Origin of the sequence: Mesorhizobium sp. LSHC420B00 (assembly GCF_000503055.1) — a bacterium.
Taxonomy (GTDB): Bacteria; Pseudomonadota; Alphaproteobacteria; order Rhizobiales; family Rhizobiaceae; genus Mesorhizobium.
Map to the genome: position 1 here is coordinate 128,760 of NZ_AYVY01000022.1, position 15,268 is coordinate 144,027.

Genomic DNA, 15,268 nt, shown 5'->3' on the forward strand with positions numbered 1-15,268 from the left:
AGATGGCGAAGGTCCCGGTTCAGTTCACGCTCAATGGTGCCGAAAAGGCCGAGTTCATCGACAGCGGCACGACGCTGCTTCACGCGCTGCGCGACAAGATCGGCGACACCTCGCCAAAAGGCGGCTGCCATCAAGGCACTTGCGGCGCCTGCACGGTCATCATCGATGGCGAGCTCAGGCTGTCCTGCCTGACGTTGGCCGAGACCTGCAACGGTGCGGCCGTCACCACGACGTCGGGGCTTTCGGAAGGCGGCGTGCTGCATTCGCTGCAACGCGCTTTCCTCGATGCTTTCGCCACGCAATGCGGTTTCTGCACGCCGGGCATGATCATGGCAGCCAAGGTACTGCTCGATCACACGCCGAACCCCAGCCGCGAGGACGTGGTCGAGGCGCTGTCGGGCAATATCTGCCGCTGCACCGGTTACGAGCCGATCATCCAGGCGGTGCTGACCGCGGCGCGCTCCAATTCGCAGAACGCGGTTTGAGGGAGTTAAGAAATGGAACTCCGCAAGAGCTATTTCGCCGACCAGCGCAAGGACGATCTGCACGAGATCGGCCAGCCGCGGCCGCGTTCGGATTCACCCGGCCATGTCACTGGCAAGACCACCTATTTCGCCGACCGCAATTTTCCCGGCATGCTGCACCTGAAGATGGTGCGCAGCCCGCACCATCACGCCCGCATACGCAGCATCGATACGTCCGAGGCGGAAAAGCATCCGGGTGTCGTCAAGGTGCTGACCGCCAAGGATGTGCCGCACAATGTCTACACCATCCTGATCCTGATCCAGATCGGGCCGGAGGACGAGACGGTGCTGGCTGACGGCAAGGTGCGCTGGAAGGGCGAGGCGGTGGTGGCGGTGCTGGCCGAGACCGAGCGCGCCGCGCAGGAAGCCGCCGCCAAGGTCAAGGTCGACTACGAGGTGCTGCCGGCCGTCTTCGACATGGAGGAAGCGCTGAAGCCCGACGCGCCGATCGTCAACGAGTATCACGGCCGGAACTATTACCTCTACGACAGCGGCGAATGCCGCAAGGTGCGCTTTGGCGATGTCGAGGCAGGCTTTGCCACAGCCGACCACGTGCTCGAACAGACCTATCAGTCCTCGCCGATCGAGCATGCGCCGACCGAGACGACCGGCTGCATCGTCGCACCGGAGGGCAACGACCGCTTCACCTGCTACACCAACACGCAGGCGATGTTCTTCACGCTCGACAACGCCTCGATCATCCTGCAGATGCCCGGCAACAAGCTGCATTTCGTCGGCGGCACCGTCGGCGGCGGTTTTGGCGGCAAGGTCGACGTCATCGTCGAGCCGATCGCCATCCTCGGCGCCAAACTAACCGGACGACCGGTTTGTTTTGTCTATAGCCGCGAGGAGGAGATGCAGATTTCCTCGCCGCGCGCCGCCGAGAAGGTCGTCATCAAGGACGGCGTCATGAACGACGGCCGCATCGTGGCGCGGAAAGTGACCGGCTACACCGATGCCGGCGCCTATTCGCGCCATTCGCCCTACGGCGCGCAGAAGGGCGCCGGGCATTATCCTGGCCCGTATACGATCCCGAATGTCTGGATCGACACCTACTGCGTCTACACCAACCGTACCCCGTCCTCGGCGATGCGCGGTTTCGGCGTCACCATCGGCGACTTCGCGCTGGAGGTGCAGATGGACAAGCTCGCCCGGCTGATCGGCATGGACCCTCTCGAATTCCGCTTCATCAACGCCTACCGCGACGGCGACATGAAGGCACACCGGCAGCCGACGGAGGGGGCGGCGCTGATCGAGTGCATGCAGGAAGCCTCGCGCGCCGCCAACTGGCCAGTGGCGGAGAAGTTCATGACGATGTCGTCTTACGCGAAGGGAGCTTGAGATGGCGATCAGGCGCGGACGCGGCGTCGCCGCGATCAATTATCCGACCGGCATGAATCTCGGCGGCGACCCGACGCAGGCGCTGGTGCATTCGACGCCGACCGGCAATTTCATGGTCACGCTCTCCAGCGTCGACCTGGGCCAGGGCATGAAGCAGATCATGGCACAGATCTGCGCCGAGACGATCGGCGTACCGACCGACCGCGTCGTCGTCGACACCGCCGACACCGACACCGGCCCGCACTGCATGGGCACCTTCGCCTCGCGCGGCACGCATCGGGCCGGCAATGCGGTCATCCAGGCCGCCAGGGAAGCCCGCCAGGTGATGCTGGAAGTGGCGGCCGAGGAACTTGAGGTAAACGCCTCGGACCTCGAGACCGATGGCGAGGGCAACATCCTGGTCAAGGGCGCGCCGCAAAGATCGATCTCGATCTTCGATGTCGCGCTGTCGGCGCATTTCAAGCGCGGCCGTTCGATTTCCGGCCGCGGCATGTTTTTGATCCCCCGCTCCTATCCGGAGAAAGAGACCGGAGCGATGAAGCCCTCTACCTGCTACGCCCATGCCTGCACGGTGGCGGAGGTCGAGGTCGACGACGAGACCGGCGAGGTCACCGTGCTGACGGTGAAGAACGTGTTTGAGATCGGCCGCGCGCTGAACCCGAAAATGGTCGAGCAGCAACTCGTTGGCGGCTCGTGGATGGGCATCAGCCATGCGCTCTACGAAACGACCGAGCCCTATTATCCCAACCGCGACCATGGCGGCACCGACTTCAACCAATATCTGATGCCGGGTCCTGGCGATCTCGCGCAAACCGAGATCATCGTGCTGGAACGGCCCTCGGCGGACGGGCCGTATGGCGCCAAGGGGCCGGGCGAAATGTGCGCCAACCCGCAGATCCCGGCGGTCGCCAATGCCGTCTTCGACGCTGTCGGTGTGCGCATCGATACGCTGCCGATCACGCCGGAGCGCATCCTGCGGGCGCTGAAGGCGCAAGCCCCGAACTGAGTGCTGAAAATGCCCAAGAGAAGCGCTGAGACAGTCGCGACCTCGCCTGAGGCGGTGGCGTCGCGCCTCGCCGCCTCGCGCTATCTCGCCGATGAAAGCCTGGCCACCGCCATCTTCCTGGCGATCAGGCTGGGAAAGCCGCTGCTGCTCGAAGGCGCACCCGGCGTCGGCAAGACGGAAGCTGCGAAGGCGATTGCCGAGGTGCTCGGGCGCGACCTGGTGCGGCTGCAATGCTACGAGGGCATCGACGCCGCACATGCGCTCTACGAATGGAATTACCAGCGCCAGTTGCTCGCCATCCGCCATGCCGGTGAGCACGAGGTCGACATCTACGACGACCGCTTTCTCATCGCGCGGCCGCTGCTGCAGGTGCTGAAAGCGCCGGAAAAGCGCGTGCTGCTGGTCGACGAAATCGACCGTTCCGACCATGAATTCGAAGCGCTGCTGCTGGAGTTCCTGTCCGATTTCCAGATCAGCATTCCCGAGCGCGGCACCATTCGCGCGACTGCGCAGCCGATCGTCATCCTGACCTCGAACCGCACCCGTGAGCTTGCCGAAGCGCTGCGGCGGCGCTGCGTCTACCACTGGATCACCTATCCCGACGCCCGGCGCGAAGCCGAGATCATCATGCTGCGCGCCGGCGACGTCGCCGAGGCCACGGCGCGCGCCGTGGCTGCCGCAGTGCGCGACATTCGCGCCCGCCCGCTGGCGAAGCCGCCCGGCATCGCCGAAGCGGTCGAATGGGCGAACGCCGCGACGATCCTCGAAAAAGGCGGCAGTCCGTGGCCGGAAGCGTTTCGCCGCGCCATTGGCGTGCTGATCAAGGACGAGGAGGACCTTTCCTGCATCGCGCCCGAGTTCGGCAAGATTGTCGAGGAGGCGCTGGCGTGAGCCCCGCGGCTCTGCCTCAAGGGGCGACGCCCTTCCTTGGCTTCGGCCGGCTGCTGCGCCGCTATGGCTTTTCAGTGGCGCCCGAGCAGGTCTCCGGCTTCATGCAAGCGGTGACGCTGCTTGGGCCGCGCTCGATGGCCGACATCCGCGAAGCGGCGCTCGCCACGCTGGCGCCGCCGCCCGACCGCCGCGACGAATTCGAGGCGCATTTTCGGAGCCATTTCTATGGCAGCACCGCGGCAGTGGTCGGAGGCGAGGCCGACGAGGAAACCCGCATCAAAGATGACGGCGAAACCAGCGAACAAGAAATCGAGGTGGTCCGCCAGGAGCAAGGCGGCGAACTGTCTTCGGCCAGCGAACAGTTGAGCGTCCGCGAATTCAGCCGCGATAGCGACGGGCTTGCCGCCTTCCGCCGCAAGCTCGCCACCGCTTTGCCCGCCCGCCGCTCCTTCCGCACGGTGCGCACGCATGCGCGCGGCAAGCTCGACCTGCGCCGCTCGCTGCGCGAAATCGTCAGTGCCGACGGCGATATCCCCTCGCCGCTGCTGCGCCGGCGGCAGACAGTGCCACGCAAGCTACTCATCCTGATCGACGTGTCCGGCTCGATGAAACTCTACACCTCAGACTATCTCAAGCTGGCGCATGCGGCCGTGCAAGGCGCCGACCGGGCGGAGGTCTTCACTTTCGGCACACGACTGACCCGTATCACCTCGGCGCTGCGCATTCGCGACCGCGACCAGGCGCTGGCCCGCGCCGCTGCCCAGGTCGACGACTGGGACGGCGGCACCCGCATGGGACCGACACTGCTTGCCTTCCTCTCGGTGCCGCGTTTTTCGGCCTTTGCGCGCGGGGCGGCGATCGTCATCCTGTCGGATGCGCTGGAGCGCGGCGATCATGCCGAGCTGGAGACGGCGTTGCGCCGGCTGAGCGCCCGCGCCTTTCGGCTTTCGCTGGCGACGCCGTTGGCCGGCGATCCACGCTTTCGGCCGGCGACGGCAGCGCTTCGCGCCATCCTGCCAGTGCTCGACGACCTGGTCGACGGTTCGTCGATCGCCGGCCTCACCGATTTCATCCTGTCGCTCGCCCGCCCAGCCCCGGCGGCCGCGGCAATCTGGAGGAGGGTTTCGTGATGCAGAAGGCGATCGACGCGCATTTCCACATCTGGCGCCAAAAGGACCAGCCCTGGCTGGTCGGGCCGATGGTGCCGCGCATCTTCGGACCGTATGAGCCGATCCGCCGCGACTATCCTATCGGGGAATTCCTCGCCGACCAGCAAGGCTCGGGCGTCGAGAAGGCGGTCTATGTCCAGACCAACTGGGCCAAGGAGGATTTCGAGAATGAGGTCGCCTTCCTGCAGAAAACCGCGGAACAAACCGGCTGGCCGCACGCCATCGTCGGCTATGCCGACATGACCGTGGACGACGTGCGTTCCCAGATCGACCGGCTGATCAAATACCCCCTGCTGCGCGGCGTGCGCATGCAGCTGCACTGGCACGAAATGCCGGCCTTCCGCTTCGCTGCCTCGGCCGATCAGGTCATCGACCCGAAGGTGCGGGCCAATGTGGCGCGTCTGAAGGACTACGGCTTGTCCTTCGACCTGCAGCTTTTCCCCGCCCAGATGAAGGACGGGCTGACGCTTGTCGGCGAGAACCCCGAGACCAATTTCATCTTCACCCACGCCGGCATGCTGACCGACATGGAGCCAGAGACCACCGAGGCCTGGAAAGCCGGCCTGCGCACGCTGTCAGCGGCCCCCAACCTCTATGCAAAACTGTCCGGCCTCGGCACCTTCGTCCACCGCAACGACCCGGCGCTGATCAGCTATATCGTCGACAATGCCATCGACATCCTCGGCAGCGACCATTTGATGTTCGGCTCGAACTTCCCGATCGAGAAACTGTGGACCAGCCACGCCGAGCTGATCAAGGCGCACCGGGAAGCGGTGGGCAAGCACGGCGCGGCCGCCGAGGCCGATATCTTCTGGAACACGGCGGAGCGGGTTTATCGGCCGGTGTAGCGCGCATTCCCTTCTCCCCTTGTTGTGGAGAAAGTGGATCGGCGCGCAGCGCCGAGACGGATGAGGGGTGTTGGAAGGAACGCGGCGGTGGAAATACAGGCAATTTGAAGCACTTACGTCTTCAAGCTAGCAATCCTTCCGGCACCCCTCATCCGAGCGAGCTTCGCTCGGCCACCTTTTCCCACAAGGGGAGAAGGGAAGGCGCCGCGCCTCACCGCACCTCGAACTGCGGATCGACCGGGATCTGCATCGCAGTGACCATCTGGTTGGTCTGCCCCGCCAGTCCGATGATCGACACCAGCTCGCCATGTTGCGCTTCGGTCATGCCCTTGGCGCGGGCTGCCGCCGTGTGCGAGTGGACGCAGTAGGAGCAGCCATTGGCGGTCGAGACGGCGATGTAGATCATCTCCTTGGTCAGCGGGTCGATGACGCTGTCCGCGACCATCACCGCCTTGAGCTGTTCCCACACCCGCTTCANCCCGCTTCAGCGAGACCGGATCATTGGCCAGCCCGCGCCAGAAATTATTGACGAAATCGGATTTGCGCGTCGCGCGGATGTCGTCGAACACGGCCTTCACAGCGGGAATCGCCTCGACCTCGGCATCGGTCAGAAGTCTTGTGGTGGCCATGGGCAGGCTCCTTTCGGTTTGAATCGATGAGAGAGGTCGTTGAATCGGCTTGGTAGCGAATGCGGCTAACTTGCTCTGGTGATTCACGTTTTGCAGGCCGGCCCAGAACCCTGGAAATGCAGAGGCCCTCACCGTCGTCATCCTGGGGTCTGCGCCGCGTCGCTGCGCTCCTTGCTTCGCCCCTCGATGACGAATGGACTGGTGACTCCGCCAATTGTCGAAGTACGCATCGCCTGGAACCTAATGAACCGCCGCATACATGATCTTCTCCTCCGTCGCCTCGGCCGGCGAGAACTCCTCGACGATGCGGCCTTGCCGGCAGACCAGGATGCGGTCGGACAGGTTCATGATCTCCGGCAGGTAGGACGAGATGACGACGACGGCCAGGCCCTCATCGGCCAGCCGGTTGATGATCTGGTGGATTTCGGCGATCGCACCGACATCGACGCCGCGCGTCGGCTCGTCGAAGATGACGATGCGCGGCTTCTGCACCAGCCCCTTGCCGATCACCACCTTCTGCTGGTTGCCGCCCGAGAGCTCGACCACCCGCGCATTGTCGTTGATCGCCTTGACGTTCAGCGTCTTGGTCCATTCGGCCGACAGCGCCCGCATCTCCTGCGCATTGATCACCCAGCCCTTTTCCCGCCCGGCCGCCAAAAAGCCGCCGAACAGGTTCTCGGCAACGTCCATGGTCTCGAAAATCCCCTCGCTCTTGCGGTCTTCGGTGACATAGACGATGCCGTCCGCCACCGCCTCGCTCGGAACGAGATAGCGCACCGGCCGGTCGTCCAGCTCGATGGTGCCGCCGCGCAGGAAGTCGCGCTTGTAGATGCCGGAAACGATCTTGAACGTCTCGGTGCGACCCGAGCCGATCAGCCCGAACACCCCGGTGATCTGGCCCTCGAAGATCGAGAAGGAATTGTTGCGCACGACATTGCTCATCGAGATGTCCTGCACCGACAGCACCTTCTTGCCGGCCTTGCGCAGCTTGGCCTCGTCGCGCTGGCTATAGAGCTGCCCCGACAGCGTGCGCCCGACCATGGCGGCGACGATCCTGTCGCGATCGAAGGCGGCTGTGTCGTCGGTGATCACCAGTTCGCCGTCGCGCAGAATGGTGATACGGTCGGCGACATCAAGCGCCTCTTCGAGCGCATGGCTGATGAAGACGATCGACACACCCCTTGCCTTGAGCCGGCGGATCAGCGCGAAGAAGTGCCGCTTCTCCTCCGGCGTCAGCGTCGCCGTCGGCTCGTCGAAGATGATGATCTCGGCATTGTGGTGGACGGCGCGCGCGATCTCGACCATCTGCCGTTTGGCCGCGCCCAGCGTCGCCACCATGGCGTTCGGGTCGACGGGAAAGTTCAACGACTGCAGGAATTGCTGCGCTGAAATGTAGGTGCCGCGCAGCCGGTTGAGAAAGCTTTCCGTGCCGAGATAAAGGTTCTGCGCCACCGTCATCGACGGCACCAGGCTGGTCTCCTGGAACACCATGGCGATACCGGCTTGAAGGGCCGCATGCGGCGAGGCGTAGGCGATCTCCTGCCCGTTGTGGAACATCTTTCCCGAGGTCGCGTCGACGACGCCGGCGATGATCTTGGTCAGCGTCGATTTTCCCGCGCCATTCTCGCCGAGCAGCGCGTGGATCTCGCCCTTGCGCAGCTCGAAGCTGACATTCTTCACCGCGGGCACGCCGCGATAGGTCTTGGTCACGTTCTCCAGGCGGACGATCGGTTCCATCAGCGATGTCCTCCTGGACCCAAGTCGATGGCCAGCAGGCAATCGCCGCCTTTCGAGGCAATGAACAGGCGACCGTCTTTCTCCGCCACGCTGCAGATGCCGTGGCGCGTGCCGTTGGCGCGGCTGTGCAGGCTGAATTGCGGCCGCATCTCCCGGTCGAGCCTGACCACCACGCCGTAGGAGCGGCTCGGCGACCATGGCTTGTGAATGCCCATGGTGCGAATGCCGCCGCATTGCAGCGGCTCGAGGAAGCTGCGGTTGGAGGCAAGTGCCGGCGCGATCCAGTGCTGCGGCGGCACTTGCGCCAGCATGTCGTTTCGATAGTGCGTTTCCTGCAGCACGAATTCGATCAGCCGGTTGCGGGGCGCAAACAGCGCCAGCCAGGCACCGCCACCGGCGGCAGGCGACAGGCGCGAGGGATAGCCGGGCAGATGCGCCAGCACCGTCGAGCGGCTGCCTGTCGCGCCGTCGAAGCGGATAAGTTGGTGCCGCCAGCTCTCGCTGACCAACACATCCTTGCCGGTTGGATGCAGCCCATAGGGAAAGGCGATGTCACCGGCGAGCTTGCGGAATTCGCTACCTGCCGGTTCGCGCTTCCACAGCGAACCAGAAGCGCCCTTCTTCATCAGATCGGCGGCCCATTGCGACGGCCCGTGTTCGGCCGAGCCATTGGTCAGCCAAAGCGTGCCATCTTCTGCGTAGGCGAGCGCTGTGATGCAGCGGATTTCGGCCGGTAGCGGAGCGTCCTTACCCGCGATCAACAGCCTGCCGTTTTCGAGCCCGACCGTCAGTTCGCCGGCGGGCGAGCGCGCGAGCGCTGTGACCGGGGACGGAAATGTCTCGACTATCGTCGGCGCGGCACCGGCGGCGAGCGCATAGACGGCATTGCCGCTGGCCGCCAGCAACCGGTCCTTATCGATCAGCAGGTTGTCAGGCTCCGGCAGTTCAACAAAAGCCGGAGCATCGTCCAGCAGCGTATTCGGCCTGAAGGCGCCATCGAGCGGCGGGATTGTCACCGCCTTGCCGCGAAAGATGTCAAGGATCGGGTCCAGCATCATGGCTTCGCTCCCCAATAGGAAGCGGGGCTGGTCCAGTTCGGGTCGGCACCGGCAATCCGGTAGCGGCCGATCCGATTGTTGAGGATGCCGCCGACGAACAGATAGCCTTTGTGCTCGCGCATCGAGGTGACCATCGGATGCGCGGCGCCCGACAGGTCGCCCATCGCTTCGACGATGCCGCCCTTCTCGTTGAATTTGACCACACCGCCGGTGTTGATGTTGGGGAACAGCCATTCGTCCTGCGGCAGCCGGCGCGTCATGCGCTTGCGCATGTCGGGATGGCGCAGCGACAGGTCGAAGCTCGGCGTGCGCATGCCGAGCCAGGCCATCCAGTAGTTGCCGTCGGAGGCGCGGTTGATGTTGTCGGGGTAGCCCGGCATGTCGCGGATGACGCATTCGGCGGTGCCTGCTTTCGGCCCTTCCAGCCAGTAGCGGTGCACGCGGCAGGCCCAGCTTTCGGCAAAGAACAGCGACTTGCCGTCATGCGCCATGCACACGCCGTTGGTGTAGCGGTAGCCGTCGAGCAATGTCTTCGTCGAAGCGTCCTTCGGGTCATAGACGAGCAGCCGCCCGGTGGCGCGGTTCTCGATCGAGTCCAGCGCCCAGTCGTGGGCGTCATAGCGCTTGGTGGAATCGGTGAAGTAGATGCGGCCGTCCGGCGCGATGTCGCAATCATTGGGATCGCGCAGCCGCGCATCGTCGACGATCGAAGTCCAGGAGCGCGACGTTTCCGCCGATAGCCGCTTCACCTCCCGCTCCGGCGAGACCGAATAAAGGCCCATCGCGCCGACGCAGCTGATCAGATTGCCTGTTTTGTCGAAGGCCAGGCCGAGCGGAAAGCCGCCAATATGGGCAAAGACCTCCGAGTGTTTGTAGTCCGGCGCAAAGAAACGGACGATCTCGCCATGTCTGGTGCCGCAATAGAGATGGTCGTCGCGGTCGAGAATGACGTCTTCCGGCCCTTCCAGCTCGCCGAGCCCGATATGGTCGGCCTCCGACAACCGGTTGTCGAGCTCGTAGGGCGTGCCCGAGCCCGGTGCCGCTGACTGCGTTGCCCCCATCTTCAAATAGACCGGTGCGACATAGACCTCGTCCAGAACCTTGTGGCGGTTCTTCAGCCAGCGAATGTCGATGGTGACGGCGACGGCCAGCATGATACCCAGCACCATCTGGTTGGTGCCGGTGCCATAGCCCAGCCGGATCAGCCCGTTGGTCATCGTCAGCACGATGATCGCGCCCATCAGCCCCTTGATCACCGAGCCGCGGCCGCCGCCCAGGCTGACGCCGCCGACGACCGCTGCCGTCAAAGCCATGACCTCGAGATTGAGGCCTGTGCCCGGCCCTGCCCCGCTCAGCCGGCAGGCGATGAGGAAGCCGCCGAGCGAAGCGCAGAAGCCGGAGAACACATAGGTCATGAACACGGTGCGGCGCACGCGGATGCCGGCATTGTGGGCCGATCGCCGCGACCCGCCCACCGCCTGCACATGCCAGCCGGGCCGCGAGCGCGTCAGCGCGACATGGGTAATGATCGCCAGGATAATCGCTGCCCACACCGCAACCGAAAGGCCCCAGAAGGTGTCGTCGCCGATGAAGTCCAGCACATCCGATGTGGCATCGGAAAGCTGGACGTCGGCGGCATAGGTGGTGACCAGTATGTCGAACAGCGCCCGCCCGAAAATGAAGGTGACCAGTGTCGTCAGGAAAGCGCGCAGCCTGAAATAGCCGATCAGGTAGCCGTTGATCGCGCCGAACAGCAGGCCGGTGGCGATCGAGGCGGCCAGCGCCAGCCACACCGACTGTTCGAGGATGAAGAAGACGAACACGGCGGAAAAGCAGGACAGCGCGAAGATCGAGCCGACCGAAAGGTCGATGCCGCCGCCGAGCATGACCACCGTCATGCCGGTGACGACCAGCGAAAATTCGCCGAGCTGGCGGGTCGATTCCTGCAGCGACATCGGCTTGAAGAAGCCGGGAATGATCGAACCGAACACGCTGAGCGTCGCCACCAGCGCCAGGAACGGAATGGCGTTATCAGTCCAGCGTTTGCTTAGGATCTCGCCGACAAGGTGGTCGGGCACGAGATTGTAGCGCCAGGATTGAAGGCGTTCGCGAAAGGACATCGGTTGCTGCTGCCACTCAAGAGAGAAAGAGGCGGCCGAACAACGTCCGGCCACCTCGTCGATGCTTGCAACGGACCCGCGGTTTACTTGGCCGCAGCTTGGGCTTGCAGTGCTTTCAAGTCCCAGCAGCTGTCTGGCTTGAGGTCGGCCTTGGTCGTCGCCTTCTCCAGCGTGTAGATGTAGGTGTGCGAGGTGCCGGCCGGCTGGCCACTCTGCAACAGGAACTTGATGACGGCGTTCATGTCGCCCGACTGGCGGGCAAGGTCGGTCATCACCACCGCGCCATAGGTGCCGTCCTGCAGCTTGTCGCAGTCGGCAGTCTTTTCGCCGCCGCCGGTGGTGACCAGAAAGACTTTGCCCTCGAGCTTGGCATCGCGGATCGCAGCAGATGCGCCCGTCGCGTCGCCGTCCCAGAAATCGATGATGGCGCAGATGTCGGGGTTCTGCTGCAGCATCGTCGTCGTCACGTTGCGCGAGGTCGTCGCATCCCAGTTCGAGTCAGGCTTGGCCACGACCTTGAAGTCGGGGTTCTTATCCAGCACCTTCATGATGCCGGCATACTGGTAGAGGCTCGACGAGTTCGCCTGGTCGCCCTGCACCAGCCCGATCTTCTTGGAGGAGTTCGGCCCACAACCCTTTATCGCCGCTTCAGCTTCGAGTTGCCCGAGCCGATCCCAGTCGCTGCCGACAAAGGCATCGGCCGGGAAGTTCGCCGGATTGTCGACCAGCAGGACATAGGTGCCGGCGGCCTGCGCCTTCTTCATCAGCTTGGCATAGGAGTTGAGGTCCGGCGAATGGATGATCAGCACGTCCGGCCTGGTGTCAGACGAAATAGCGTCGGTTATCGCCTGCGCGCCGGCATCGACCACCCAGTTCGGGTCACGCGTCTCGAACACGCCGCCCCAGGCCTCGACCTCGGTCTTCAGGTAATGCGCCCAGCCCTGTGCCAGATCGAAGCCCATCGCCATCGGCACCAGCATCACACGCTTGCCCTTGAGCGCTTGCGAATAGGCGCCCGGACCCGGATCTTCGGCGGCAAAGCTTGGCGCCACGAATGCGGAGACGGCAAGCGCTGCCGCGGCGGCCATAAATGTCCTGATGATTTTCATGTCACATCCTCTGGTTTGGTCGTTGTCGTTCGCGGTCGGCCCCAACCGTACGCGTCAGTCTAGATGTCGCCTTGCTGCGCGGTCTGCTCGTCGCGCGGATTGATGAACCCATCGACGATGATCGCCGCCAGCAGGATCGCCGCCTTGATCAGGTTCTGATAGAGCAGCGGAATGTCGATGATGGTCATGGCGTTGAGCAGGATGCCGATCAGCGCGGCACCCACCAGCACGTTGCGCACCCCGCCCCGCCCGCCCGACAGACCGATGCCGCCGATCACCGCCACCAGCACGATGTCGTAGAGCAGCGTGGAATTGACGATGCGGGTGTTGATCGAATGCAGGCTGGCGGCGGTGAGCAAGCCGGCAATCAGCGAGACCAAGGCCGACAGCACGTAGCGCAGCACCAGCATCGGGCGCACTGGAATGCCGATATTGCGCGCCGCAACCGGGTTGTCGCCGGCGAAATAGACGTAGCGGCCCCATTTGGTGTAGCGCAGGAACAGGAAAAAGGCGAAAGCCAGCCCGGCGAAGACAAAAACCTCGACCGGGATGTCGAGGAAGCGCAGCCCGCCCAGGAGCTCGACCCAATGGCCGGGCGGCACCGGCACGGCGTCCTGTGTGATCAATTGTGAGCGCACATAGCCGAAGACGAAGGACGCGGTCGCCAGCGTCACGAAGATCGCCGGAACCTCGGCGTAGGCGACCAAAATGCCGTTCAAAAGCCCGATGGCGAGAACGCCGGCGAGCACATAGGCGAAGGCCAGCCCGTCGGACATTCCCGAACTCAGCAATTGCAGATACCAAGCGACCGACATCGCCATGATCGCCACCGCCGACAGATCGATGCCCCTGCCGATAATGACGACCGCCATGCCGAGCGCCAATATGCCCAGCACCGAGACCGAGCGCACGATGGCAACAAGATTGTTCGAGTTGATAAAACCAGGCAGTCCGATGGCGGCGGCAATGAACAGCACGACCGCGATGGCAAAGACAATGCCCTCCTGGTTCAGGCTTCTCCAGTTTAGCCAGCCGGTCGCGTTCATTGCCCGCTTTCACCCGCGATGGCTACGCCCTGCTCCCTCTGCGGCCATCGAACGAAAGCTAATCGGCTCAAGACCAATCCGTCAAATGAATCCGCGCATTGCAGGCCGGCTTGCGAGGAAATTCCGCGGTTGGACGCACCGATTGCGAGGCTGGCGCAATGCCTGGAACTCAAGCACTTTTGCAATTGATCGTGCCGATCGAAGCGCTGGCAAAGGTTTGCTCCCGGACGAGCGGAGCAGGCAGAATTTATGTCCGCGCTCGCCGCGCAGCTTCTGCGTCAAATCCGCAAAACATGGCCCGAGACCTCGGCGCCGGCGGCCTTCGGCAACGCCAGAAAGCGGAACGAGGCGACGAGCCCGATTGCGCCGATCGCCAGGAAGGCAAGTCGGAAGTCGACGAGATCGAGCGCCGCAGCGCCCCTGGCGATCTGCGACAGGTTGAGCAGCGCCGCCGCGACCGCCACGCCGAACAGCATCGCCACCTGCTGCAGCATGCTGGACAACGTCGCCGCCGAGCTACGCTGCGGTGAGGCCACATCGGCGAAGGCCAGTGTGTTGAGCGCGGTGAACTGCATCGAACGCGACAGTCCGGCGATCAGCATCAGCACCACCACCAACGCTTTCGGCGTCTGCGGCGTAAGCGCCGCGCAGGCCATGATCGACAAAGAGGCGATCACTCCGTTGACGATCAGCACCGAACGGAAGCCGAACCGCCTCAGCGTCGGCGTCGTCACCGCCTTCATACCGAGATTGCCGAGGAAATAGGCCAGGACCATCATGCCAGCATCGACCGGGCTCAGGCCGAAGCCAACCTGGAACCAAAGCGGCAGCAGGAACGGCGTGGCGTTGATGGCGATGCGGAAAATCGTGCCGGCCGACAGCGTCGAGATGGCAAAGGTCTGCACCTTGAAAGCTGTGAGATCAAGCAGCGGATGGTTGGCGCGTCGCAGATGCCGCACCGCCAGCCAGCCGACCAAAATGCCCGTGGCGAGCAGTGCCACGGTCGGCAAGGCACCCTCTTCCGGATGCGCGATGCGCTCGAGGCCATAGAGCATCGCGGCGAGCCCCACCGAGGTCAGCAGNAGCAGGAAGCCCGGCCAGTCGAGCGGCTTGGCCCCGGCTTCGCGGTCGCCGGGAATGAAGCGGGCGACCAGCGCCAAACCGACGACCCCAAGGGGAATGTTGATGAAGAAATTCCAGTGCCAGGAGACATAGGTGGTGATGAAGCCGCCAAGCACCGGCCCGACCACCGGCGCAAACAGCGCCGGCCAGGTGATCAGCGCCGTAGCATTGAGAAGCTCGGACTTCGGCGCATTGCGCAGCACCAGGATGCGGCCGACCGGCGTCATCAGCGCGCTGCCCACGCCCTGCACCGCGCGCGCGGCAACGAATTCGGCCAGGTTCTGCGAAATGCCGCAGGCGAGCGAGGCCAGCGTGAACAGGGCGATCGCCACGAGGAAGATGTTGCGCGCGCCGAACCGGTCCGCGAGCCAGCCGGACAGCGGCACGAACACCGCCATGGTCAGCATATAAACGGTGATGCCGATGCTCATCGCCACCGCCGGCACGCCGAAGGATTCTCCCATCTGCGGCAGCGATGTCGAGATGATGGTCGAATCCAGAAGCTGCATGAAGAAGGCGACGGCGACGATCAGCGCCACCCGCCGGGCTTGCCGCGCCGCCGGCGCGGTTTCGGGTAAGGCTTTGTTTTCGGGAATGGCGGTCATGCGCAGAACTGTCCGAAGGGGAATCTTCTCCCGCCTCATCGGCAACCGCACAAATGTCCGGCA

General features: G+C 64.1%; 12 protein-coding genes and 1 pseudogene. 6 read left to right on the plus strand and 7 right to left on the minus strand.

Features of this window, described 5'->3' with window-relative positions; genetic code table 11:
- Positions 1-2: 2 nt before the first annotated feature.
- Genes X760_RS64985 through X760_RS65010 form a run of 6 tightly spaced genes read left to right on the plus strand, consistent with a single transcriptional unit; the run spans position 3 to position 5,779 of the window.
- On the plus strand, positions 3-485 hold the full coding sequence (locus X760_RS64985; RefSeq protein WP_023721262.1) for a (2Fe-2S)-binding protein: 483 nt from the start codon (positions 3-5) through the stop codon (positions 483-485).
- 12 nt (positions 486-497) lie between these two features.
- Complete coding sequence (locus X760_RS78910) at positions 498-1,865, plus strand: xanthine dehydrogenase family protein molybdopterin-binding subunit (protein ID WP_023721263.1); 1,368 nt, start codon at positions 498-500, stop codon at positions 1,863-1,865.
- A 1-nt stretch (position 1,866) separates the two neighbouring features.
- Positions 1,867-2,871, plus strand: a complete 1,005-nt coding sequence (locus X760_RS78915) for a molybdopterin cofactor-binding domain-containing protein (RefSeq protein WP_023721264.1) — start codon at positions 1,867-1,869, stop codon at positions 2,869-2,871.
- Positions 2,872-2,880: 9 nt separating this feature from the next.
- Complete coding sequence (locus X760_RS65000) at positions 2,881-3,762, plus strand: MoxR family ATPase (RefSeq protein WP_023721265.1); 882 nt, start codon at positions 2,881-2,883, stop codon at positions 3,760-3,762.
- Complete coding sequence (locus tag X760_RS65005) at positions 3,759-4,892, plus strand: VWA domain-containing protein (protein ID WP_023721266.1); 1,134 nt, start codon at positions 3,759-3,761, stop codon at positions 4,890-4,892. The genes X760_RS65000 and X760_RS65005 overlap by 4 nt, the downstream gene beginning before the upstream one ends.
- Entirely contained in the window at positions 4,892-5,779 is an 888-nt protein-coding gene (locus tag X760_RS65010) for an amidohydrolase (protein ID WP_023721267.1), read from the plus strand. Before X760_RS65005 ends, X760_RS65010 begins: the two co-directional genes overlap by 1 nt.
- A gap of 211 nt (positions 5,780-5,990) precedes the next feature.
- Here X760_RS65010 and X760_RS65015 read toward each other — a convergent pair.
- The 7 genes and pseudogenes from X760_RS65015 to X760_RS65045 form a co-directional block, all read right to left on the minus strand.
- Positions 5,991-6,408 (minus strand): annotated as a pseudogene (locus X760_RS65015) (carboxymuconolactone decarboxylase family protein).
- A 240-nt stretch (positions 6,409-6,648) separates the two neighbouring features.
- On the minus strand, positions 6,649-8,145 hold the full coding sequence (locus X760_RS65020) for a sugar ABC transporter ATP-binding protein (RefSeq protein ID WP_023721268.1): 1,497 nt from the start codon (positions 8,143-8,145) through the stop codon (positions 6,649-6,651).
- On the minus strand, positions 8,145-9,203 hold the full coding sequence (locus tag X760_RS65025; protein ID WP_023721269.1) for a hypothetical protein: 1,059 nt from the start codon (positions 9,201-9,203) through the stop codon (positions 8,145-8,147). The genes X760_RS65020 and X760_RS65025 overlap by 1 nt, the downstream gene beginning before the upstream one ends.
- Positions 9,200-11,323 (minus strand): SMP-30/gluconolactonase/LRE family protein, encoded by a 2,124-nt coding sequence (locus X760_RS65030; RefSeq protein ID WP_023721270.1) that lies wholly within the window; start codon positions 11,321-11,323, stop codon positions 9,200-9,202. The genes X760_RS65025 and X760_RS65030 overlap by 4 nt, the downstream gene beginning before the upstream one ends.
- Before the next feature lie 83 nt (positions 11,324-11,406).
- Positions 11,407-12,432 (minus strand): sugar ABC transporter substrate-binding protein, encoded by a 1,026-nt coding sequence (locus X760_RS65035; RefSeq protein ID WP_023721271.1) that lies wholly within the window; start codon positions 12,430-12,432, stop codon positions 11,407-11,409.
- A gap of 59 nt (positions 12,433-12,491) precedes the next feature.
- A complete protein-coding gene (locus X760_RS65040; RefSeq protein ID WP_023721272.1) occupies positions 12,492-13,478 on the minus strand; it encodes an ABC transporter permease in 987 nt (328 codons plus the stop codon).
- 278 nt (positions 13,479-13,756) lie between these two features.
- Positions 13,757-15,205 carry a DHA2 family efflux MFS transporter permease subunit gene (locus X760_RS65045; RefSeq protein WP_023721273.1) on the minus strand — a complete coding sequence of 483 codons (1,449 nt, stop codon included), beginning with the start codon at positions 15,203-15,205 and terminating at the stop codon, positions 13,757-13,759.
- Positions 15,206-15,268 lie beyond the last annotated feature (63 nt).